The organism is Pseudarthrobacter sp. NPDC055928, assembly GCF_042270935.1.
In the GTDB taxonomy this organism is placed as follows: Bacteria; Actinomycetota; Actinomycetes; order Actinomycetales; family Micrococcaceae; genus Arthrobacter.
Map to the genome: position 1 here is coordinate 128,398 of NZ_JBHJZH010000014.1, position 19,718 is coordinate 148,115.

The 19,718-nt window shown below is 65.0% G+C and carries 26 protein-coding genes; 15 read left to right on the forward strand and 11 right to left on the reverse strand.

All coding sequences use genetic code 11. The annotated features are described in order from the left end of the window. Nucleotides 1-169 precede the first annotated feature (169 nt). Nucleotides 170-556: a response regulator gene (locus ACFC25_RS17125; RefSeq protein WP_337347207.1), complete on the forward strand. Its 387-nt coding sequence runs from the start codon at nt 170-172 to the stop codon at nt 554-556. Between the two features lie 61 nt (nt 557-617). On the opposite strand, the gene ACFC25_RS17130 is transcribed toward ACFC25_RS17125, so the two are convergent. Continuing rightward, on the reverse strand, nt 618-833 hold the full coding sequence (locus ACFC25_RS17130) for a hypothetical protein (protein WP_337347208.1): 216 nt from the start codon (nt 831-833) through the stop codon (nt 618-620). Between the two features lie 259 nt (nt 834-1,092). Here ACFC25_RS17130 and ACFC25_RS17135 point away from each other — a divergent pair, with 259 nt between their 5' ends. Then, nucleotides 1,093-1,497: a hypothetical protein gene (locus ACFC25_RS17135; RefSeq protein WP_376047303.1), complete on the forward strand. Its 405-nt coding sequence runs from the start codon at nt 1,093-1,095 to the stop codon at nt 1,495-1,497. A gap of 68 nt (nt 1,498-1,565) precedes the next feature. Here ACFC25_RS17135 and ACFC25_RS17140 read toward each other — a convergent pair whose 3' ends face one another. Next, a complete protein-coding gene (locus ACFC25_RS17140; protein WP_376047306.1) occupies nt 1,566-1,967 on the reverse strand; it encodes a RidA family protein in 402 nt (133 codons plus the stop codon). 244 nt (nt 1,968-2,211) lie between these two features. Here ACFC25_RS17140 and ACFC25_RS17145 point away from each other — a divergent pair, with 244 nt between their 5' ends. Beyond that, nucleotides 2,212-2,847 carry a dihydrofolate reductase family protein gene (locus ACFC25_RS17145; protein WP_376047308.1) on the forward strand — a complete coding sequence of 212 codons (636 nt, stop codon included), beginning with the start codon at nt 2,212-2,214 and terminating at the stop codon, nt 2,845-2,847. A 54-nt stretch (nt 2,848-2,901) separates the two neighbouring features. Here ACFC25_RS17145 and ACFC25_RS17150 read toward each other — a convergent pair whose 3' ends face one another. The 7 genes from ACFC25_RS17150 to ACFC25_RS17180 form a co-directional block, all read right to left on the reverse strand. After that, a complete protein-coding gene (locus ACFC25_RS17150) occupies nt 2,902-4,146 on the reverse strand; it encodes a cytochrome P450 (protein ID WP_376047311.1) in 1,245 nt (414 codons plus the stop codon). Beyond that, nucleotides 4,143-4,820 carry a dethiobiotin synthase gene (gene bioD, locus ACFC25_RS17155; protein ID WP_376047314.1) on the reverse strand — a complete coding sequence of 226 codons (678 nt, stop codon included), beginning with the start codon at nt 4,818-4,820 and terminating at the stop codon, nt 4,143-4,145. Before bioD ends, ACFC25_RS17150 begins: the two co-directional genes overlap by 4 nt. Continuing rightward, nucleotides 4,817-6,004, reverse strand: a complete 1,188-nt coding sequence (locus ACFC25_RS17160) for an 8-amino-7-oxononanoate synthase (protein WP_376047317.1) — start codon at nt 6,002-6,004, stop codon at nt 4,817-4,819. Before ACFC25_RS17160 ends, bioD begins: the two co-directional genes overlap by 4 nt. Nucleotides 6,005-6,012: 8 nt before the next feature. Next, the gene (locus tag ACFC25_RS17165) at nt 6,013-7,389 is read right to left on the reverse strand and encodes an adenosylmethionine--8-amino-7-oxononanoate transaminase (protein ID WP_376047320.1); all 1,377 of its coding nucleotides are present in this window, start codon (nt 7,387-7,389) and stop codon (nt 6,013-6,015) included. After that, on the reverse strand, nt 7,386-7,643 hold the full coding sequence (locus ACFC25_RS17170; protein WP_376047323.1) for a hypothetical protein: 258 nt from the start codon (nt 7,641-7,643) through the stop codon (nt 7,386-7,388). The genes ACFC25_RS17165 and ACFC25_RS17170 overlap by 4 nt, the downstream gene beginning before the upstream one ends. Beyond that, on the reverse strand, nt 7,640-8,665 hold the full coding sequence (gene bioB / locus ACFC25_RS17175) for a biotin synthase BioB (protein ID WP_337347217.1): 1,026 nt from the start codon (nt 8,663-8,665) through the stop codon (nt 7,640-7,642). Before bioB ends, ACFC25_RS17170 begins: the two co-directional genes overlap by 4 nt. Nucleotides 8,666-9,006: 341 nt before the next feature. Next, nucleotides 9,007-9,339 carry an NAD(P)-binding protein gene (locus ACFC25_RS17180; RefSeq protein WP_376047326.1) on the reverse strand — a complete coding sequence of 111 codons (333 nt, stop codon included), beginning with the start codon at nt 9,337-9,339 and terminating at the stop codon, nt 9,007-9,009. A gap of 174 nt (nt 9,340-9,513) precedes the next feature. Between ACFC25_RS17180 and ACFC25_RS17185 the strand changes: the two genes are divergently transcribed. From ACFC25_RS17185 to ACFC25_RS17195, 3 genes are all read left to right on the forward strand, one after another. Beyond that, nucleotides 9,514-11,163: a response regulator transcription factor gene (locus ACFC25_RS17185; protein ID WP_376047329.1), complete on the forward strand. Its 1,650-nt coding sequence runs from the start codon at nt 9,514-9,516 to the stop codon at nt 11,161-11,163. 91 nt (nt 11,164-11,254) lie between these two features. Next, the gene (locus tag ACFC25_RS17190) at nt 11,255-11,803 is read left to right on the forward strand and encodes an SRPBCC family protein (RefSeq protein WP_376047332.1); all 549 of its coding nucleotides are present in this window, start codon (nt 11,255-11,257) and stop codon (nt 11,801-11,803) included. A gap of 32 nt (nt 11,804-11,835) precedes the next feature. Further along, entirely contained in the window at nt 11,836-12,213 is a 378-nt protein-coding gene (locus ACFC25_RS17195) for a hypothetical protein (protein ID WP_376047335.1), read from the forward strand. 30 nt (nt 12,214-12,243) lie between these two features. Here ACFC25_RS17195 and arfB read toward each other — a convergent pair whose 3' ends face one another. Continuing rightward, nucleotides 12,244-12,666: an alternative ribosome rescue aminoacyl-tRNA hydrolase ArfB gene (gene arfB, locus ACFC25_RS17200; protein WP_337347222.1), complete on the reverse strand. Its 423-nt coding sequence runs from the start codon at nt 12,664-12,666 to the stop codon at nt 12,244-12,246. Nucleotides 12,667-12,800: 134 nt separating this feature from the next. Here arfB and ACFC25_RS17205 point away from each other — a divergent pair, with 134 nt between their 5' ends. The 9 genes from ACFC25_RS17205 (at nt 12,801) to ACFC25_RS17245 (ending at nt 18,429) form a co-directional block, all read left to right on the forward strand. Continuing rightward, entirely contained in the window at nt 12,801-13,004 is a 204-nt protein-coding gene (locus ACFC25_RS17205; protein ID WP_337347223.1) for a hypothetical protein, read from the forward strand. 37 nt (nt 13,005-13,041) lie between these two features. Beyond that, nucleotides 13,042-13,530 (forward strand): HAD domain-containing protein, encoded by a 489-nt coding sequence (locus tag ACFC25_RS17210; protein WP_376047339.1) that lies wholly within the window; start codon nt 13,042-13,044, stop codon nt 13,528-13,530. Nucleotides 13,531-13,587: 57 nt separating this feature from the next. Continuing rightward, nucleotides 13,588-13,947: a hypothetical protein gene (locus tag ACFC25_RS17215; RefSeq protein WP_337351276.1), complete on the forward strand. Its 360-nt coding sequence runs from the start codon at nt 13,588-13,590 to the stop codon at nt 13,945-13,947. Between the two features lie 14 nt (nt 13,948-13,961). Further along, nucleotides 13,962-14,705, forward strand: a complete 744-nt coding sequence (locus ACFC25_RS17220) for a GAF and ANTAR domain-containing protein (protein WP_376047341.1) — start codon at nt 13,962-13,964, stop codon at nt 14,703-14,705. 151 nt (nt 14,706-14,856) lie between these two features. Further along, entirely contained in the window at nt 14,857-15,045 is a 189-nt protein-coding gene (locus ACFC25_RS17225) for a hypothetical protein (protein WP_337347227.1), read from the forward strand. An 82-nt stretch (nt 15,046-15,127) separates the two neighbouring features. Beyond that, nucleotides 15,128-15,796, forward strand: coding sequence for a cyclodeaminase/cyclohydrolase family protein (locus tag ACFC25_RS17230; protein ID WP_376047344.1), 669 nt, complete (start codon nt 15,128-15,130; stop codon nt 15,794-15,796). Between the two features lie 84 nt (nt 15,797-15,880). Continuing rightward, nucleotides 15,881-16,378: a LysM peptidoglycan-binding domain-containing protein gene (locus tag ACFC25_RS17235; RefSeq protein ID WP_376047346.1), complete on the forward strand. Its 498-nt coding sequence runs from the start codon at nt 15,881-15,883 to the stop codon at nt 16,376-16,378. A 210-nt stretch (nt 16,379-16,588) separates the two neighbouring features. Continuing rightward, the gene (locus ACFC25_RS17240) at nt 16,589-17,056 is read left to right on the forward strand and encodes a DUF805 domain-containing protein (RefSeq protein WP_337347230.1); all 468 of its coding nucleotides are present in this window, start codon (nt 16,589-16,591) and stop codon (nt 17,054-17,056) included. A gap of 263 nt (nt 17,057-17,319) precedes the next feature. Beyond that, a complete protein-coding gene (locus ACFC25_RS17245) occupies nt 17,320-18,429 on the forward strand; it encodes an acyltransferase (protein WP_337347231.1) in 1,110 nt (369 codons plus the stop codon). Here the strand turns inward: ACFC25_RS17245 and ACFC25_RS17250 are convergent. Next, nucleotides 18,426-19,697, reverse strand: a complete 1,272-nt coding sequence (locus ACFC25_RS17250) for an MFS transporter (protein WP_376047379.1) — start codon at nt 19,695-19,697, stop codon at nt 18,426-18,428. The two genes, ACFC25_RS17245 and ACFC25_RS17250, sit on opposite strands and share 4 nt — an antisense overlap. Nucleotides 19,698-19,718: the final 21 nt, after the last annotated feature.

Here is a 19,718-nt window from a genome sequence, read left to right on the forward strand (position 1 = left end):
GTCCCCAAAGTTTCGGCCCGACAGGCAGGACAGTCAACTGCCGCGCGTGCGCCTCTGCCGTACCCGGATTGCATCCGTTGGCCGGGGTCGCACGGTTAATAGCTGGCCGTCCTAGGTGGAGTAGGCCCAGGATCGCTATGCTGATGCCATACACGAGCCGGGGGGCGCCATGTCGAGGGGAATCTGCCTTGTCATCGAGGATGACGAGGATATCGCCGGCCTGATCGGCGTCGTCCTCAAACGTGTTGGGTTTGAAGTCCGCGCCGTGCGAACAGCTTCTGCCGCCCTGCATCAGCTTCGGGGCCTTGACCCGGCACTCATTACCCTGGATCTGGGCCTGCCTGACCTGGACGGGCTTCAAATAGCCAAAAACGTCCGGGAACTGAGCGCCGCCCCACTGCTGATGATCACGGCACGGGCCTCAGCAGCCGACCAATTCAACGGCATGGCTGCGGGAGCTTCCGCGTACCTCATCAAACCTTTCCATCCTGGTGAACTTCGGGACGCGGTCAATGGCCTCTGCCCGGCCCCCAGCTCTATGCAGACACCGGAGTAGCCCAACTCTTCGTGAAGTCGTTTCGGGCCGCCGGATGAGGTGCGGAACATCGTGGGAGGCGTTATTCGCGGTATTCGAGTGTTTGACCGAAGGGGACGTCGCGGCTGACTGCCACTGTGTATCTGGTGTAGCCGTGCTGGGTGACCAGTATTCCGTAAAGTCCTTGCTGCATGGCGTGCTCGCGCGCGATCTCTACGGCGGTATTGAGGTCATTTTCTATGGTGTGGGGATCGTAGCCGGTGATTTCCAGGACGAGGTCAGAGTGGCGCTGGATCATTGTGGTCTCTTTCTCAGGGGAGAGATGCCCGTGCCTCGGGCTTGTTTCGGGGCGGGAACGCCCCCGGGAGGCTGAAGGGCTGTGATTCGAAAGGGGTGCCCGGCATGCTCTGATGGGGCGGTGGTCGGCGAGGGCCGGCTGTGTGGATCGGCGGAAGAACTCCTGCGGATCTGTAGTCAGTCTGAATGATCAGTGGCCCTGGGCGCAACATAAAGCATGATGAATCTTTCGCGGACCAGGTGAACAAAAGGGAGCGGGCGTGCCGCACGCCATTCGGTTATGGGCGAACGTTTGTGCGGAGGAAATTCATAGCGTCTCCAAAGAGGTTTCTGGATCTGTTCTCAACCTGCAGCATCATGATCGGGTTATGAGGCTTTGGAAGAAGACCGTTGTTCCTGCGCTGGCGGCCGTGGCGGTCGTTCTGTTGGCGGCGGCTGGTGCTGCAGGGGTGGACCAGATCGCAAACACCATGGTGACGAACACCGCCTCAGTCACCGCCTTCGCTGCCGGTGCTGACAGCCAGCCATCGCTGCGGCATGTGCTTATTCGAGGCCTGGCGGAAGGAGGCCTTCCTGGTGGGTCCCCGTTCGACGAGCCGCGTGAAGAAAGGTACGACGAGAACCATCAGGAAGCACGTCATGTTGAGCCGGGCACTCCGGCGTAACGCTGGCTCCTGACCTTGGATGATGGCCTTCAGAGGCTGCGCTCAAGCATCTCAAGCGCTCCGGACCTTCATCGCAGCACGGCGGCCACCGCACTGATCTCGACGAGGGCGCCGGGCACACCCAGCCCGGCCACTCGTGCTGCTGTAACCAGGGCAGGTTCATCGGACGCCAGCTCTGACGCGATCGCCCCATACCCCGCCGCGAGGTCGGCGCCGTCGACGAAGAGCACCGTCCAGTGCACAACGTCGGCGAGGGTCGCGCCGGCCGCGGCGAGGGCGGTTCTCGCGTTCTCGAGGGCGCGGGCGGACTGCGCCGCTACGTCGCCCCCGCCGACGAGCGAGCCGTCGACGTCGACCGCGTTCTGACCGCCGACGTAGATGGTGGTCGCGCCGGGCGGCACGATGGCGACGTGGCTGAAGGCCGGGCTCGAGACGAGCCCCTGGGGACGGATGCGCTGTATGGATGCCATGCCTGTATGTTCCCACTGACTTCAGATTGAGGGCACGCCCATCTTTTGGCGATGGTCTGGGATGGTGAACGCCACGAAGATCAAAGGCGCCACTTTCCCTCAGTCCTGCCCCCTTGAACTCCTGTTCGCCCCGGGGCTAGCATTGCCGGCACGGGCGCCGACGGCGCACCTCTGCAGCGTGGCGCCGGTCATGGACTGAGCGTCCCGGGCAAACAGCGACGTCGACCAGATTCAGGAGACGGCCATGGGCGAGCAAACTGCGGAAACGTCATCAGCGACATTGATGATTGACCTGATCATCTCCCTTGACGGGTATGCCTCAGCCGAGGGATGGCCCGGCTGGTGGGGTTTGGAGGGGCCGGAGTACCTGGCTTGGCTGGAGCAGGAAGGGGAGAAGGACTACACCTTCCTTCTCGGGGCCAACACGTACCGGCTCATGTCCAGCATGTCTGAGGAAGCCGCGGCTGAGGGCTCGGGATTCTCCGAAAATGAGGGTGCCAGCCTGACCGGCCTTGCCGCCGTCCCCAAAGTCGTCTTCTCCTCGACGCTGCAGGCGCCCCTGACGTGGCCGAACTCGGAGCTGGTCACCGGGGACGCGGTGGAGGCCGTGAGGGAGATGAAAAGGACCAGGACTGGATCCCTGAGCACCCTCGGCAGCCTCAGCCTCTGTCGTTCGCTGCTGACGGCTGGCCTGGTGGACAGATTCCGGCTCGTCATCTTCCCGGTCATCACAGGCCGCACCGGGCAGGAGCGGATCTACGACGGCTATCCGGACGTATCGCTCGAGATGGTGGATAGCAGGATCTTCGATGGCAGGCTCCAGTTGCTCGAATACATCCCTACGGTGCTCAGCGGCCCGCCTGGCAGCAGTCCGGCCTGAGTCAAACCGTGGGCAGCGGCTCAGTTTGTTGTCCCGCCCGCCCGCCGCAATGGCTCACCCGCGGTTTGCAACGGTGACAGTCCGGGGAGCCTGAAAGGACAGGAGCCTGATCCAGTCGGGCTGGTCCACCCGCAACTGCACTTCCGGCAGTGCAGTGGCGGCCTCCTGAACAATGACAGCAGCTTCCAGTTCCGCCAGCTTGGCCCCGAGGCAGCGGTGGATGCCGGAGCCGAAGACCAGGCCAGGGCCTGTAGTTCTACAGCGCTGGGCCTCCTTCGAATGCTGGGCCTCCTTCGAAGACATGGACAGACGCTCGGCTCCGCCCGGAGCGGTGATGTGATTGCCACTGAGTTCGAGGAGAATTTCCGCACCGGCAGGGATCAGGCCGCCACCAAGCTGTGTATCGTGGGCTGCCACGCGGCGCCAGGTCGGCACGGACGACTCGGTGGCCAGGACATGCTGGACCATGGTCCTGGAACCCGCTTCGGTGGCAGCGTCTTTCCAGCCCACGGGCCCAGACCCCTCCAGGAGGCGGAACAGCGTGGTGCTGATCAGCTGCGTGGTTGTTTCCTGTCCGGCGATCAGCAGGAAGTAGCCCAGCGAGCAGATTTCAGGTGTGGACAGCCCGTGTTCGGCCAGGGATTTGAACAGGTTGCGCCCGGGGGCCTTCTTGGATTCCGCTGCGAGCTGCCGGAGCCAGACGTAGAAATCGGCGGCGCTGCGGGCCAGTTCCAGTTGCCGGTCCTCATCGGGCCAGCCCCAGAACAGCTCCATGGAATCCAAGCCCCAGCGCTTGAGGTCAACAAGATCCCGAACGGGAAGCCCGAGAAGTTCGAGCATCACGACGGCGGGCGGAAACGCCGCAACTGCCTGCACGAGGTCCACGTGGCCGGAAGATTCGAGCCCGTCCGCGGCGTTCCGTGCAGCTTCGCGGGCCAGTTCACGGATCCGCGGCTCGAAGGCCGCAACGGTAGCTGGAGTAAAGAATCCCGCCACGACCTTGCGGATTCCGGCGTGCGTGTCGGTATCGTTGCTGGCCAAAACGGGAGGCAGCGCAAAGCGCACCCCCTGCAGCACGCGCAGGGCAGGCCCTGCGAGGGGCGTGACCGCGACGAGTGCGTTCCCTGGGCTGAAGTCGCCAGGCCGGTGCAACACGTCACGGACCGCGTCCGGGTCACGCACCACGAGGTACGGGCAGCGGGCCCCGGCAACGCCGTCGACCACTCCTGGGACGCCCTGCGGTCCCGGGCTGTCTACCAGACCCTCCGCGGGTTTCTGGCCCATCAACGCGGGGTTCATGCGGGCAGTCCGTTGAGCCAGGCAGCTGCCCCGGTACGGAAATCCGCAGGGGACAGGTCAGAGGCGTGCTCCGGGAGGGCGCCCAGCAAGGGCACACGCAGCGATCCGAACACCTGCCGGTTGCTGAAGTGCACGACGTCCGGGGTGTGTGGCCAGCTTCCGAGTACCACGCCCAGGACCAGAAGATCCCGCGCGGCCAGCGCCTCGAGTGTCAGGGCAGTGTGGTTCAGCGTGCCGAGGGACGGCCGGGCGACCAGTACGAATGCCGCGGCCAGGATTGACCCGAGCTCCGCCAGGGTGCCGCCGTCGGAATCCAGCTCCACCAGCAGGCCACCCGCGCCCTCAACCAGGACGTGGTCGTGCGACGTTGCCAGCTCGCGGACCCTCTCGGCGTGCGCAGCCACTCGTGGGAGCAGCGTCCCGTCGACGGCGGCTGCGGCCACGGGTGCCAGCGGCGGCTGCAGTACCACTCCCGTCTCAGCAGTCACGGCGCCGGCGAGCCGGACGATCTCGGCGGCGTCGGAATCGCCCTCGGCGGCGCCTGATTGGCACGGTTTGTACACCGCAACGCTGCGCCCTGCTCCGCGGAGGACGGCGGCGAGGGCCGCCGTCGTAATGGTTTTGCCAACGCCGGTGTCGGTTCCAGTGACCAGGATGATGCCAGGCAAACTCATTGATGCTCCTCCAAAATGCCGCGCAGCACTGCGCAGCCGTCTTCGATTTCCTCGAGGGTAAGGGTGGCGCGGGCAGTGAGCCGCAGCCGTGAAATCCCATCCGGGACGGATGGGGGACGGAAGCAGCCGATCCGGACGCCGGCGGTGCGCGCGGCAGCGGCAGCCGCCAAGGCCGATTCGGCGGACGGCATGGCGACAGATTGGACCGCCCCTGCTGTTTGTTCGACGACGGGACGGCCGACGACGGGCACGACGTCAGCCGTGCCGCGGGCCTCGAGGGCCGGGGCGAGGCCGTCGGCCAGCGCCGCTGCGTTGCGGTGAACAGCTCCGGCCCGCCAGGGCTCGTCCCGAATGATCCGTACCGCGGCGAGGGCTGCCGCCGCAGAGGTGGGCGCCAGGCCAGTGTCGAAGATGAAGCTCCGGGCCCTGTTGACGAGGTGCTCGCGCAGCAGTCCGGATCCCAGGACAGCCCCGCCCTGGCTCCCCAAGGCTTTGGACAGCGTCGCCGTCACCACCACGTTCGGATGTCCGGCCAGGAAAGTTCCGGCCACAGAGCCGTGGCCCCGGAAGTTACCGGTCCCGGTGACGCCGAGGCTGTGCGCCTCGTCGATAAGCAGCGTGGCGTCGTACTGTTCTACCAGGGCCAGCAGGGCTGGAAGCGGGGCTTCGTCGCCCAGGACACTGTAAACGGATTCGACGGCGATGAGAGCGCGCGGTTCATTCCGGTCGGCCAGCAGGCGCCCGGCTTCCTCCACGCTGTTGTGGGCGAACGTTTCGGTGCGGGAACGGCTAAGCCGGAAGCCGTCGATCATCGAGGCGTGACAGTGTTCATCAGCGACGATCAGGGTCCCGGGGCCGCCGAGCGCAGTGATGACCCCGATGTTGGCCAGATAGCCGGAGGAGAACACCAGCGCCGTCTCCATTCCCGCCAGCCCGGACAGTTCCTGCTCCAGGTCCAAGTGCAGCCTGGTGGTGCCGGCGACGAGGCGTGAGGACGTGGCCCCAGCGCCCCACAGAGATGCGGCCGCCGCCGCAGCAGCAGCCACCCGAGGGTCGGCCGAGAGGCCCAGATAGTCGTTACTGGCCAGGTCGGTGAACCGTTCGTCCGCGCCACGGGCGAGTGGGCGGCGGACAAGGCCCCGGCGGTCCCGGACTGCGGCCTGCCGCTCAAGCCACTGGGTCATCGATCCGGTCATCCCCGATCACCCAATCCTGTAGGGACGTACTTCCGTGCCGGGATACGCTCATGGACTTCGGCGATGGCGGCCCTCATCCCCGCGGTAATCTGCCCAATATCGGCCGCGGTGCTGATATACGGTGGCATCGTGTAGACGAGGTTGCGGAACGGCCGGAGCCAGACCGAGTGCCGGATGGCGGCGGCAGTGACCGCCGTGACGTCGACGGCGTCGTGCAGTTCGATGACGCCGACGGCGCCGATGGTGCGGACATCACGGACGGACTCAAGGTCAACTGCAGGGGCGAGCCCCGCTTCCAAGCCTGCACGGATCCGTGCGACGTCGGCCCGCCAGCCGCCGCCGTCGATGATGCCGAGGCTGGCGTTGGCCACTGCGCACGCCAGCGGGTTGCCCATGAACGTGGGGCCGTGAAGCAGCGCCGCGACCTTGCCGCCGGATACCGTCGACGCAATTTCCCCCGTGCAGAGCATGGCGGCCAGGGTCAGGTACCCGCCGGTGAGGGCTTTGCCCACGCACATGATGTCCGGCACAACGCCACCATGATCAGCCGCGAACAGTTCGCCGGTACGGCCAAAACCGGTGGCGATCTCGTCGAAGATGAGCAGCAGCCCATGCCTGTCCGCCACTCTTCGCAGCACCGTCAGGCATTCGGCCGGGTACGCGTGCATCCCGCCGGCACCTTGGAGGACCGGTTCGACGAGAATCGCGGCCAACTCCCCGGCATGCGCGGCCGCAATGTCCCCGAGTTCGGACGCCCAAACCCGCACGGTCTCCGGTGTCGCGGAAGAAGCCGCCGGCGGTCGGGGTGCAAAGACATTGGCGGCCAGCAGGCCCGGGAAGGCGGAGTGCATGCCGTCAACGGGATCGCAGACACCCATCGCCGCGAAGGTATCGCCGTGGTACCCGCCACGGATGCTGAGGAAACGCTGCCTCTGGGGGTGCCCGGAGGCGGTCTGGAACTGTACGGCCACCTTCAGCGCAACCTCGACGGCCACCGAACCCGAGTCGGCCAGGAACACCCGCTCCAGCCCCGGCCGTCCAGGTGCGGACGGCGCCATCTCCACCAGCCGCTCGGCCAGTTCAACCGCCGGGGCGTGCGTGAGGCCGCCGAACATCACATGGCTGAAGCTGTCCAACTGCCGCTTTGCCGCCGCATCCAACACTGGATTGCGGTAACCATGGATGACCGACCACCACGAAGACATCGCATCCACCACCTCGTGGCGCGTGCCGTCCTCGCCCCGAATCCGCAGCCGCACGCCGTCGGCCGCCTCCACTTCCCACAGCGGAAGGCCCGGCGAGGCGGGCGCATACGGATGCCACAACCGCGCACGGTCCCGCTGGATCAGGCCCGGCTGCGCCTCATCGATCATGGTGCGAGCACCCCATGGCGGGAGCACTCGGCGGACCAGCCCAGCGGAGTCACCTGGACCTTCATGCGGCGCCGGCAGGTGGCACAGTACCGCGGCGGCTCCATGGCGAGCCGTTCGCGGCAACGGTGGTGAACGTCCGACGCCGGGCCGGTGCCGCCGTCGGACGGCTCGCCGCAGAGACCGCAGAACGCAGCCGTGGTTGGGCCCACTGCGTCGGCGGTGGTGGAAGCGTGGGGGAGCGAAACCCGGTTCATAGCGTCTTCTGGAGTTCCTTGATGGGCATGTTCAGCTCGACCAGAAGGTTCAGGTCCGCGGTAGCCGGCCGGCCCAGGGTAGTGAGGTAGTTGCCCACAATGACGGCGTTGATGCCGCCCATGAGGCCTTCGCGGGTTCCGAGGTCGCCGAGGGTCAGTTCCCGGCCACCGGCGTAGCGGAGCACGGTGCGGGGCATGGCGAGGCGGAACGCGGCGATGGCGCGGAGGGCGTCCTTGCCGTCCATGATGCCTTGGTTTTCCAAGGGAGTGCCGGGCCGGGGGTTGAGGAAGTTCAGTGGCACCTCGTGGGGTTCCAGTGCCGCCAGTTGGGCTGCGAGTTCTGCCCGCTGCTCCACTGTTTCGCCCATGCCGATCAGCGCTCCGCAGCAGAGCTCCATGCCGGCGTCCTTGACCATGTTGCAGGTGTCCAGGCGTTCCTCGTAGCTGTGGGTGGTGACGACCTCTGGGAAGTAGCTGCGGGCGGTCTCGAGGTTGTGGTTGTAGCGGTGCACGCCCCAGCTGGCGAGCTGGTCCACCTGCCGCTGGGTGAGCATGCCGAGGGAGCAGGCGATGTTGATATCCACTGCTTCGTTGATTCGGTCGATGGCGAACTTGATCTGATTCATGAGCTTGATGTCGGGCCCGCGGACAGCCGCGACGATGCAGAATTCGGTGGCTCCCGTGGCGGCGGTTTCCTTGGCGGCCTTCACCAGTTCGGGGATGTCGAGCCAGACGCCGCGGACGGGGGAGTCGAAGAGGCCGGACTGGCTGCAGAAGTGGCAGTCCTCGGGGCAGCCGCCGGTCTTGATGGAGATGATGCCCTCGACTTCGACGTCCTCGCCGCAGTGTTTGAGCCGCACTTCGTGCGCCAGTTGCAGGGCGGCGGGCAAGTCGCTGTCCGGCAGCCGGAGGATTTCCAGGAGCTGGTTTTCGGAGAGGCCGATACCCTGGTCAAGGACCTGCGTGCGGGCGGTTTCGAGGATGGTGCCGGGCTTGGCCTGGAGGTCTGGCTGCATCGTCATTGATCGTCCTAGGGTGCTTAGGTGCGGATATTTCTTGTGATCTGACGGTAGTTCCCGGTTGCAGGCGAGATTTTGTTGGGTTTCGACAAGGTGGTGAAGCCGACGTTGGACGGACCGGGTACTGCTTTACTCAGGAGGGCGCGACTCGCGCCTGCGGGGTGTTTGCGTAGACTCGCCATTGCGTTAGCCCTTCGGGGTGGCAACGGCCGTCCACAGCGCAGGTCGCTCAAGGGCAGGAAACCCTGGGCAGACGGAGCGGCCGACCATGGTGACCCTGATCCCGCGGGACGAGACAGTTTCGGGGATGTTCCTGTACTCAGGATAGGAATCGAATGGCGGCGTCATCCATGCCGGAACGGTACCCGTTCGATGCGGTCGGCCCCGGTCCCCAGCTGCAGTGTGATGCCCGGATTCTGTGAATGGCGCTCAAGGTACTCGACCATTTGGTCGCGTGTCGGGAAAATCGGCGTGCCCTTCGCGAACCGCCTGCCCGGAAGATGGGAGAACGGACGGCTTGTGTTGAGGCGCAACCTGTCATACCGGCTCCGCCAGGATGAACCGGCGGTAGCGGCCCGGTCCAGGATCAATGGATGAACGCCCCGGTCCACGAGCGACAGGGCAACGGACAACCCTGCGGCGCCGGCGCCCACAATGACGGCACGGTTCGCGCTCATGACGCTCCAACCCCGGCCCTGCGGCCCGTCAGCAATTTTCGGCGGCACATCCGGCGCGGGCTCCGCCCCGGCAGTGTCTGGAGATCAAGCTAGGGCCAGTTTATCGCCGGCTTAACACGGGCGACAGGGACCCGGACGCTATGAGGGGGGCACTCGCGGGAGCAGAATGGATTCATGGTCGACGCCGCGGTGTCTGAACGCCTTGGAGAAGGCGAAAGCCTCCTTGCGTCTGCCGACTGGGCAGCGGCCGCAGCCGTATTCGACTCCGTGCTGGCGGTCCATGACCAGCCAGAGGCCCACGACGGACTGGCAACCGCTTTGTGGTGGCTTCGGAACGTGGACCAGGCTGTGGCCGCGCGCACGGCGGCTTACGCCGGCTTTCGTCGTTTCGGCCAGGACGCGAGGGCATTCCGCTCAGCACTGTGGTTGGCGCGGGAATATGCAGAGTCGCTGGGCAACGAGCCGGTCAGCCGCGGCTGGCTTGCGCGTGCCGAGGGCATCGCGGCCGGCCTCCCGAACGGCGTCGACCGCGGGTGGCTGGCTGTGACTCGCGGGCTGTTGCGCACTGACCCGGCAACGGCGCGCGACGACGCCCGGACCGCGCTGGAAGTTGCGCGGAGCTGCAAAGATCCGGATCTTGAAGCAACGGCCCTGGCGCTCCTGGGCCTCGGGACCATTGCCGCTGGCGACGTGCCGGAGGGGATGACGCTGGTTGATGAGGCAATGGTGGTGGTTACGGCGGGCGAACTTCGCGACAAGATAGTTTTCGGCGATATCTGCTGCATGGTTACACGGGCCAGCGAAGAGGCCTGCGACACCTCCCGCCTGGGCCAGTGGAACAAGATCCTCCTGCGCTTTATGCAAAGTACGGGGCACCCCGCGCTCCTGGAATTTTGTGGCACGTGCTGCGCGGAGATCTTCCTCGCCTCCGGCGACATCGCCAGTGCCGAGGACTGGCTCAGCAAGACGCTCCGCGAGCTGGAACAGGGCGGTCACCGTGCCCGGTGCGTGCACCCGGCAGCAAAGCTTGCGGAGCTGCGGCTGCTGCAGGGCCGCGTGGAGGAAGCAAGCCGCTTGCTCGCGGGCTTTGAAGACCGCACCGACGCGTTGCGGGCGACGGCGGCGGTTCGTCTCGCGGCTGGTGACACAGCCGTGGCTGCGGCGCTGCTGCACCGCCGGATCCATCAGGTCGGGGAGGGCTTGCTTACCGTTCCACTGCTCGCGCTGCTTGCCGAGGTCGAACTTGCTCAACACGTCCCGAGCCAGGCCGTGGCGACCGCAGAACGCCTGGACAGGATTGCTTCCGCGACACGCTGGCCCCGCGCCATCGCGTCGTCCCTCCTGACAGGTGGTCGCGTCGCGGCCGCCGTCGGTAACACCGACTTGGCGCACGAACGGCTCGACTCAGCGATCGCGATCTTCGGCGAGTTGACCATGCCGCTTGAGGCTGCGCGGGCACGGCTCGCATTAGCCGAAGCCTTGCGCGAGTCGGACCGTGAAGTGGCTGTGCACGAGGCCGGGGTGGCACTGGCAGTGTTCGACGGCGCCGGCGCTAACGGTTTGGCCGACAAGGCGGCTGCGCTCCTTCGATCCCTGGGCGGCCCTGCCCGCACGGGACCGAAGGCACTGGGCCTGCTGTCGCGGCGGGAACGTGAAGTACTCGCCCTGCTCGCAGAGGCCATGACCAACGCCGAAATCGCGGAGCGCCTTTTTATCAGCGCCAAAACAGCCGAGCACCACGTGAGCAGCATCCTGGCCAAGCTGCAGCTTCGCAGCCGTGGCGAAGCAGCCGCCTTCGCGCTGCGGCACTCCCTCGTGGAATAGGACCGCAAATGGGGGATGCCCCCCATCCTTTTCATCCGGCCGCAGCGCATTCTTGGGGTGTCCGCAGAATATTGCCGTAGGAGGTGCGGAAATGAAGCAGCAAAGAACAGCAGCCAACGTCCTTAATCGCGAGGTTGCCGTGACCGTCCGTGAACACAGCGCCGCCCCAGCACATATGGTTTTCGATGTCCTCGCTGATTTGGCAGGCCATCCCGGGTGGGGAGGCGCCGAGGCTTCAACGCTCTTGTCCATGGATGCCCCACCGGGGCAGGCCACGGCCGGGACGGAGTTCACGTCCACGGCCGAGGACTCCATATGCCGGATGCGGGACTCCTCAGTGGTCACGGAAGCCATTCGACCATCAACGTTCGAGCGGGTCACGGAGTCGGCATTGGAGTCCAAGAAAAACGGGACGCCAGCGGACTGGCTCCTGGTGCACCGGTATGAAATACGTCCGGACGGAAACCAGAGCGACGTGACCTACACCTGCCGCCTGGTCCGGGCGACCGCCCTGCCCGGCATGCTGGCGATGTTTGGAACTCCCGTTTTGCGGTCACTCGCCGCGCGTGCGTGGGCGCGGGCAAGCAGGGCAGGGCTGCAGCGGCTGATCGCGGCGGCGGAAACCACAGCACGGGCGTGACCCGCGCAGAAGACTAGAAAAGGAACAAGACGATGGCAAAGCTATCAAAAGACGACGAGACCGCACGGGTGGAGCGCATGACCGGCTATGAGGGCCGCTATCGGGAAGCCGACGGATACACGATCGCATTCGAAAAATTCGAGGAGGGAGGCGATTACACGCCGTTCTACCAAGGCTTGCCGGATGACCTGTGCCAGAGCCACCACTGGGGGTATGTCGTCAAGGGCAGGCTCATCATGCACACGCCCGCGGGGGACGAGATCGTCGAAGCGGGTGAGGCCTACTACACGGCTCCTGGCCATACCGACGAGCTTGCTCCAGGTACGGAATTGGTGGAGTTCAGCCCGACCGACGAGCTCGCCCGTACGCTGGCAGTGGTAGCGCAGAACCTGCAATCCGAGGCGAGCTGACTATCCGAATGGACACCCGTGGCGGCTGAGCTACTCGGCGGGCGGACGCTTCCTTTGCTGTTTGGTCGCCGCACGCTGTTGCTTTGCGGCAAGGCGACGGCGGTTCGAGCCCCGCGTGGGTTTGGTCGCCCGGCGGCGGGCCGCTTCGGGAGCAATACCCTCTGCCACCAGGCCGGCGAGCTTGGCCAGGGCGATCTCGCGGTTGCGGAGCTGGGAGCGCTGCTCGGAGGCGGTTAAAGTGATCACCCCGGCGATGAGACGCGGTTCGAGACGCGTCAGCAGCCTCACTCGTTGGACGTCCGACAGCGCCGACGAGGTGCAGACGTTCCAGAAAAGCTCCACGCGGCTGTCTGAGGTGTTGACGTGTTGTCCGCCAGGTCCGGACGACCTCGAAAACCGCCAGCCGAGTTCCGAGGCGGGTATCGTGAGCGCGGGCGACACTTCCAGATCCATGTACCAAGCGTTGCACAACATGGGCACGGTGAAGACTCCTTTCGGGCGGCAACACCGGGGTCCCGGCTGGGTCGCAAGGTCCCAGGAGTACAACTCCAGGAGTAGGGTTTGCCCTAGTCGACGAAGGGGTCACCATGAGCTACAAATACCGAACCGTCCGGGTTCGCGGTACCGACCTGGTTGGAACAATTGCCCGGAAGCATGGAAATGCGCCTGACATCTACGAAACGTCCAAGGACCCCAGCACATCAGTAGTCCCGGTCTTCTTCGAGGCGACGGGCGAGATCCGTTTCTTTGACAGGTCGATGCTGGAGGACGTCGTTGCGCCCGCCGGTTAGTTGCGGGAACCGCTGCGATTAGTTCCTGGCCGCATCTGTGAAGCCGATTATCCTCCTCGACGTTGATGGCGTGCTCAACCCTGTGGTCCGCCCTGGCAGGGAAGGGGATCCGACGGAGTTGGTGCTGTCGGATGGCACCGTTTCCCTCGTCAGAAGACTTGCCCGGTGCGGCCGGATCGCGTGGGTTTCAACATGGCCGGGAGACTCAACGGCCAGCTTGGAGTCGCAGCTGCAGCTGGACGAGGAACCCTTGCGAGTAACGGTGTCCATGCGTGCCGAGGACATCGAAGAGCCGACGCCGAAGCTCCGGTCGGTGCGCCGGTGGCTGGCCACAATGGAACTCCTGGGCAAAGCCGACTGGGACGCCGTGGTGTGGATCGATGACGTGCTGGGGTCCGACGCCCGGGAATGGGCCCACAACCATCACCAGCCGGTCCTGCTGGAGAAGCCGGCTCCGGCGCAGGGGCTGTCGGAAGTGCACGTCGTCGCTGTCGAGGTGTTAACGAATGACAGTCCGGACGATTGATCCTCCCGGTCCAGAGGTCCTCTTCCCGCAGCGCGCGTCCGGTGGGACGATGCCTTTATGAGTGATAAATACCCAGAACAGCCGCATGATCTTGGCCCGCACCAGCACGCGCATGCGGCTCCAACCACGCAGCAGATACGGACTGTCGGACAGCGCCGGCGGGACGCGGAGGAGAAGCTGGAGCATCACCTCGATGAGGCACGCCATAAGGCCGAACACCATGAGGAGACGGCCAAGCCGGGTACGGAAACGGGGAGTTCCGGTGCTCCGGAGGTCAACGGTGGGGATGTAGCCGCCATACAGAACGATGAGCGGCTGACCGCCGCCGACCGCGTGGACCTGATTGCCAATCAGGTCGTCCCCGAACCGGAGGACAAGCAGGCATCCCAGGCAGGCGAACAGGAGCAAGGACCGTAGCAGAGATGAAGGACATGACCTTCAGGACGGGAGAAGCCCGGGCAGCCGCTGCCTCTGAACCGGCGGTTGGTGGCGATCTCGCCGGCCAGCTCAGCGATCTCGCCCGGGAGCTTCAGCAGGAGGAGGACACTGAAGCGCTGCTGGTGGACATTGTTCACGCTGCCCTGGACCTGATCCCGCACGTTGCCGATGCCTCCGTCAGTCTCGTCATGGGCAGGAGGACCGTCCAGTCCCGGGCAGCCTCAGGAGATCTCCCCAGGAAGGTGGACGCATTGCAGAGCGCCACGGGTCAGGGACCCTGTATTGATGCCGCCTACGAGGAACGGATTGTCCGGGTCCCGAATATGGGCCGTGAGCAACGTTGGCCGGATTTCGCGCGCGCAGCCTACGACGCCGGTGCCCGGAGCATGCTGTCATTCCAGCTTTTCGTCGAGGGGGACAACCTGGGCGCCCTCAACCTGTACGGCGACGACGTTGACGTCTTCGATCAGGAATCAGAACAGGTCGGCCTGCTGGTAGCCGCCCACGCGGCGGTCGCTTTTTCCGACGCACAGGAAATCAGCCAGCTCAACCATGCCCTGGACACACGAGACCTCATCGGACAGGCCAAGGGAATCCTGATGGAAAGGTTCAAAATCAGCTCCCAACAGGCGTTCCAAATCCTGACGAGGGCCAGTTCCGAATCCAATATCAAACTCAGGGACGTCGCCGACCACCTCGCCCGCAGCGGAGAAATCCTCACTCGCCACCACGGCTAGGGGTCTTCCCCTGTACGTTCCGTTCCTTGGAGTTTAGGCAATATTGCCCGGATCTTGAGCCGATCCGGCGTGTCCGCAAGTACTCCTGAAGCTACTGTTTCCGTAGTGGTTCAGGCAGATGGACCCCCACTCTGAGTGGTTGGAGCACCGAATGGCTGACAGCAAGCACAACGATGGAGAACGTCACGAAGCCCAGGAGCAGGCCGGAGACGAAGCTTCTGAATCGGCAGACAGCGGTGAGAAGGTTCATGAGGACCGTCCTGACCAAGCACAAAGGCCGCGCCGCATTCCAGGCCTGCACGGCTACGACCCGGATCAATGGCCGGACGCAAGCGTTTAGCGTCGTCACGGCCCCGCCGGCGGACCTTTCATTGGAAGGCGTACCACGCATTGAGCCTCAACCGTAGCGCTAACTTAGAGTCATGGCTGATTCTGAAGCGGTTACAACGCAACGTTCGACGGTTGAAGACTGGACGCGGGCTTTAGCGGAGTCCCACGGTTCGCCGGGCGGTGGGGCCGGCACCGGAGTGATGCTGGCCATCGCCGCGTCACTGACGTCCATGGTTGCCGGATACACGGAACCAGGGGCGGCCCAGCACGGGGAGCTCAAGGCTCTCCACGCGCGGGCGCATTCCCTGCGGGAAGCCGCTCTTCGGCTGGCCGACGACGATGCTTCGGCGTCTGCTGCTTTCGGGGCTGCCTTCAGGCTTGAACCGGGGCCGCAACGTGAGGAGGCGATACACCGTGCCTCCATCGAAGCCGCGAAGGCATCGGCGGTGCTCGGCGAACGCGCTATCGACGCCATCGATGACCTGGGGTGGCTGGCATCCAACGGAAACCCAGCGCTCATTTCCGATGTCGTCGTCGCGTTCGGTGCCCTGCGCGCCGCGGTGACAGGGGCACGCACCAACGTCAGTTTTGACCTGGCACAACTGACCGCCGCCGGTGCCACGCTCGAACAGATCCGGGAACAGCATCCTGTCTTGTGGGCCACTGTTGAGCGCTTCAATGCCGCCCTGGACCGCATCGACGACTTGACCGGGGGAATAGACCACCGGGCCGCCCCCACTGACGCCTCGTCGCTGGGGTGAGCCGGGAAGGTTCAGCAATAACGCCGCAGTAACGGCACTTCCGTAAGTTCAAGGTGGACCGAACCGACCAGTGGGAGGTAAGCCATGGCGCCGCGACTCATCGAAGTCCGTCAGCCCAAATCAAACGATGTCGTTGGCCGGGACTTTACGATCGCCGGCCTCGGCACGGGTTTTGAAGCCACTGTGCTGTGGCGGGTGCTCGACGCTGCCGGGCACATCGTGGCCACCGGCCACATCCAGGGCGCGGGGAGCATGGGGGTGATCCGTGACTTTGGGCATCAGGTTTCACTCGGCGGATTCACGGCCCGGGCCGCCCACATGATGCTTCAGGTCTTCGGCGAGGACGCCTCCGGTATGAATCCGCCCGGGACGGATCTGAACGTCGTCCCGGTTACGGTATTCACGGGGCTGGAGGGCTTCAGGCTCTACGAAGTGGTTAGCGGTGACAACCTGACAAAGATCGCCCGGGATCAGGGACAAAACACCACGGCCGACGACATTTTCCAAGCCAACAGGGATCGAATCAGCAACCCGAACCTGATCTTTCCCGGCCAAGTCTTCCGCATCCCACTCCTTGCCTGACGGTTGCCCCGTGGCGTGACGCCATAGGGGAGGCAGTCCAGCCGCCAGTAATTTTGACGCAGGACATGAAGGAGAAGCCCGAACAGCTTGGGGGCCATTGCGCCTGCGCTTCGTAAGTTCAGGTAAATTTTGTCCATTGAAATGCCAAACTTCCCCGGGTGGAGTCGTACGATGGCCTCGTCCTATCACTCAAATTTGGGGGAAATCACCATGAGCTATCCGCAATACCCGCAGCAGCAGGCACAGCCGCAGACCTTCCAGGGCGGCGAGCCGCCGCTCTGGGCACCGTACTACGGAGCGCCGTTCCCGGCTGCCGTCAAGCGGTTCTTCAAGAAGTACGCCACCTTCTCCGGCCGGGCCAGCCGAAGCGAGTTCTGGTGGTGGGCCCTTGTTTCATTTGCTGTGAGCATTGTCCTTAACATCATCAGCGGCCCGGCGACGACGGCCGACGGCACGCCAAACTTTGGCGTCGGAAGCATTCTGGCCCTCATCTGGGGGCTGGCCACGATCGTCCCGTCCCTGGCGCTGGTTGTGCGTCGTCTCCACGACGGTGGCTTCAGCGGCCTGCTGGCCCTGCTCCTGCTGGTGCCTTTCATCGGCGCCCTGGCGGTGCTGGTCCTGACGATCCTGCCGTCCAAACCGGAAGGCCAGAAGTACGACAGGCCGGCGGGCGTCTAGCTCGCAACTCGGTCAGCCCACGAAGCTGACCCACCACATGCAGAAGGGCCCGTTCGGACGAACGGGCCCTTCTGCATTCCTCTTCAGTCAGCCGCCCACACGTGCCGGAGGGGGCTCGGCAGTCAGGTTTCATCCAGAAAACTCCGGAAGAGTGGAAGGCTGCGGGCCTTGCGCCCGCGAAATTCAGTCGAGCATCGAGGGCCCAGTTCCTGCCTTGGACCAGCCAAGGCCGGCACTGGCCGGACGAAAGCCCCGGAGGTTATGTGACGTTACTCATTGGTGGACCCGTGAAGACGGCCGCCCCGCAAACTACGGTTCGCCAGAGGCTGGGCGGACTGGATGTTCTACGCGGCGCCGCTGTTGGCGCCGTCCTGCTGGGGCATTCGTGGCCCGGAGTCTTCCAGGGCGCCGGAATCGTCGGTGTCATTGTGTTCTTCGTGCTGAGCGGTTACCTGATCACGGGCGTCCTGATGAGGGATGTCGAGCGGCACCGAAAGGTCCGTTACGGACGCTTCTACGCGCACCGGGCCTTCCGACTGCTGCCGGCATTGACCGCCTTCCTGGGCGTATACGCCATCGTGGAACTCATGGCCGACGTCCTCGGGGACCGGTCGAAGGGAATCATCGGTTACACACTCCTGGCCGGTTTCGGGTACCTCAAAGACCTGCCGCTGCCGTTCGATGTCAGCATGGCCATCGGGCCGCTTTGGACACTTGCGGTGGAGGAACAGTTCTATCTCATCTGGCCGGCCCTCCTGGTGCTTGCCCTGCGGACGAACCGGCAGGCGCTCCTGATTAGCTGGTCGGCCGCCGTCGTCTATTCACTAATGGCGGCGAGCGTTTTGGGGATGCTGATCCTGGCCCCGCACCTGCACTCCCTGGTCTACGCGCTTCCGACGACGTGGGGCCTCGGGCTGATCATCGGTGCCGCACTGCGCCTGTATCGTGTGCGGCTGTCCGGCTGGTTCTCGGGGCGCAGCACCCGGCGGGCGGCCCTTCTTGGTGCGGCCGCGGTCCTGGGTGCGCTGATGTTCTTTCCCAAGGCCAACGAGTCCCCGGCGTTCTTTTTCGCCGGCGGCCCCCTGGCCATGGTTGCCGCCGCCGTCTTGGTGGTCCTGGCCTCTTCCACTCAACACCAAATGCCTCAATGGTCCCGGCCATTGCAGTTGCTGGGCACGGTGTCCTACGCGACGTACCTCTGGAACTATCCGATCATTCTGTGGCTCAACCACGGATCAACGGCCAACCTTCCACCGCTCGTGGCAGTGCTGGCCATCGTGCTGACCCTGCTCGTGGCGGTGATCAGCTGGCACACCGTGGAAAGGCTTGGCCGCATGGGACGCGTACGGTTCGACAAGCGCTACGGCACCTAGGGGCTGGTCTCCTCGGTCGATGGCGTCGTCGAAGCTTTGGCTACGTCGGCGGGGGAGCCCTGCCGGCGGCTCGCCAGCACGAACGGGACCACAAAGAGCTGGATCACACCGGCCATGGCAAGGGATGCGGGGTAGCCGAACACGTCGGCACCCCGGCCGAGCGCCGGCTGGATCACTACGCCACCGCTCGATCCCATCAGCGAAGCAAAGCTGAGTACTGTGGCCCGCTGCTTGGACGGGATCATGTCGTTGACGTAGGCCTGCCGCACGGGCATTGCCGCGGAGTCGACCACAGCCCACAGCGTCAGCAGTGCCAAGGCCACCCAGAACACCTGGGTAAACCCGAGCACCAGGAGAAGCAGCGCGCTGATACAGGCGCTAAGGATCAACACGGACGTGCGTTTGCGGAACAGGCCTCGGACATGGGGGGCGAGCCAGCCGCCCACTACCTCCGCGCCGGCCACGATTGCCGCCGCCAAGCCGGCCACTGAGTACGCCCGCGGATCCCCGAAGAGTTCCAACAGGTACGGCTGCAGGGCATAGAAGACGTAAAATCCGACGCCGGTACTGAAGGGGGCAGCCAGCATCACGTACCGCACGGGCGGGATTTTCAGGCCGTTGTCGATCGAAGCGGACAGCACAGCCCGCGTCGCACGCAAGGGGTGCGCTGACCGCTCAGGGGTGAACCCGACGTCGTGCATGAGCCAAAACGCCAACGCGAACATGGCCAACAGCACGCCCACCCGCACCAGGAACGGCACGCCGAGGTCCGTGGCCTGGGCAATGACGCCGCCGGCCACCGAGCCACCGAGCATCGCCACCCCGGACACCATCTGCCCGCGTCCGAAGACCGACTCGAGCCCGCCTTCATACCCCGAGAAGTGCAGGGCATCCACCAGCCAGGCCTCAACCGCCCCCGAGAAGAACGTGAAACCCAGGCCCAGCAGTATCGACACCGCAGCCCACCAGGGGAACGGCGCAGACAGCAGCCACAGCAGGTAGTAAAGGTAGGTCGAACCGGCCAAGGTTACGGTGCCCAGCAGGAACGAAACCCGACGGCCCCAACCGTCGGCGATCACTCCCGTGGGAACCTCGAAAATTACCATTCCGGCCGTGAAGAAGGCGTTCGCGGCGAAAGCTTCGAAGTTTGTCAGCCCCGCGTCAAGCAGGAATAGCGTGTTGACGCCCCAGATGAAGGAGGCCGCAAGGGTATTGCCCAGCGTCAACGTCAGATAGATGCGCTGAATCTTTCGGGCGGCAGCGTTCATCGTTTCGCCGTCCCCGCCGCG

What these genes read in the sequence shown, in the direction of transcription:
- ACFC25_RS17125 (WP_337347207.1), top strand. Translation starts at nt 170, where the DNA reads ATGTCGAGGGGAATCTGCCTTGTCATCGAGGATGACGAGGATATCGCC.
- ACFC25_RS17130 (WP_337347208.1), bottom strand. Translation starts at nt 833, where the DNA reads ATGATCCAGCGCCACTCTGACCTCGTCCTGGAAATCACCGGCTACGAT.
- ACFC25_RS17140 (WP_376047306.1), bottom strand. Translation starts at nt 1,967, where the DNA reads ATGGCATCCATACAGCGCATCCGTCCCCAGGGGCTCGTCTCGAGCCCG.
- ACFC25_RS17145 (WP_376047308.1), top strand. Translation starts at nt 2,212, where the DNA reads ATGGGCGAGCAAACTGCGGAAACGTCATCAGCGACATTGATGATTGAC.
- ACFC25_RS17150 (WP_376047311.1), bottom strand. Translation starts at nt 4,146, where the DNA reads ATGAACCCCGCGTTGATGGGCCAGAAACCCGCGGAGGGTCTGGTAGAC.
- bioD (WP_376047314.1), bottom strand. Translation starts at nt 4,820, where the DNA reads ATGAGTTTGCCTGGCATCATCCTGGTCACTGGAACCGACACCGGCGTT.
- ACFC25_RS17160 (WP_376047317.1), bottom strand. Translation starts at nt 6,004, where the DNA reads ATGACCCAGTGGCTTGAGCGGCAGGCCGCAGTCCGGGACCGCCGGGGC.
- ACFC25_RS17165 (WP_376047320.1), bottom strand. Translation starts at nt 7,389, where the DNA reads ATGATCGATGAGGCGCAGCCGGGCCTGATCCAGCGGGACCGTGCGCGG.
- ACFC25_RS17170 (WP_376047323.1), bottom strand. Translation starts at nt 7,643, where the DNA reads ATGAACCGGGTTTCGCTCCCCCACGCTTCCACCACCGCCGACGCAGTG.
- bioB (WP_337347217.1), bottom strand. Translation starts at nt 8,665, where the DNA reads ATGACGATGCAGCCAGACCTCCAGGCCAAGCCCGGCACCATCCTCGAA.
- ACFC25_RS17180 (WP_376047326.1), bottom strand. Translation starts at nt 9,339, where the DNA reads ATGAGCGCGAACCGTGCCGTCATTGTGGGCGCCGGCGCCGCAGGGTTG.
- ACFC25_RS17185 (WP_376047329.1), top strand. Translation starts at nt 9,514, where the DNA reads ATGGTCGACGCCGCGGTGTCTGAACGCCTTGGAGAAGGCGAAAGCCTC.
- ACFC25_RS17190 (WP_376047332.1), top strand. Translation starts at nt 11,255, where the DNA reads ATGAAGCAGCAAAGAACAGCAGCCAACGTCCTTAATCGCGAGGTTGCC.
- ACFC25_RS17195 (WP_376047335.1), top strand. Translation starts at nt 11,836, where the DNA reads ATGGCAAAGCTATCAAAAGACGACGAGACCGCACGGGTGGAGCGCATG.
- arfB (WP_337347222.1), bottom strand. Translation starts at nt 12,666, where the DNA reads ATGGATCTGGAAGTGTCGCCCGCGCTCACGATACCCGCCTCGGAACTC.
- ACFC25_RS17205 (WP_337347223.1), top strand. Translation starts at nt 12,801, where the DNA reads ATGAGCTACAAATACCGAACCGTCCGGGTTCGCGGTACCGACCTGGTT.
- ACFC25_RS17215 (WP_337351276.1), top strand. Translation starts at nt 13,588, where the DNA reads ATGAGTGATAAATACCCAGAACAGCCGCATGATCTTGGCCCGCACCAG.
- ACFC25_RS17220 (WP_376047341.1), top strand. Translation starts at nt 13,962, where the DNA reads ATGACCTTCAGGACGGGAGAAGCCCGGGCAGCCGCTGCCTCTGAACCG.
- ACFC25_RS17225 (WP_337347227.1), top strand. Translation starts at nt 14,857, where the DNA reads ATGGCTGACAGCAAGCACAACGATGGAGAACGTCACGAAGCCCAGGAG.
- ACFC25_RS17230 (WP_376047344.1), top strand. Translation starts at nt 15,128, where the DNA reads ATGGCTGATTCTGAAGCGGTTACAACGCAACGTTCGACGGTTGAAGAC.
- ACFC25_RS17235 (WP_376047346.1), top strand. Translation starts at nt 15,881, where the DNA reads ATGGCGCCGCGACTCATCGAAGTCCGTCAGCCCAAATCAAACGATGTC.
- ACFC25_RS17240 (WP_337347230.1), top strand. Translation starts at nt 16,589, where the DNA reads ATGAGCTATCCGCAATACCCGCAGCAGCAGGCACAGCCGCAGACCTTC.
- ACFC25_RS17250 (WP_376047379.1), bottom strand. Translation starts at nt 19,697, where the DNA reads ATGAACGCTGCCGCCCGAAAGATTCAGCGCATCTATCTGACGTTGACG.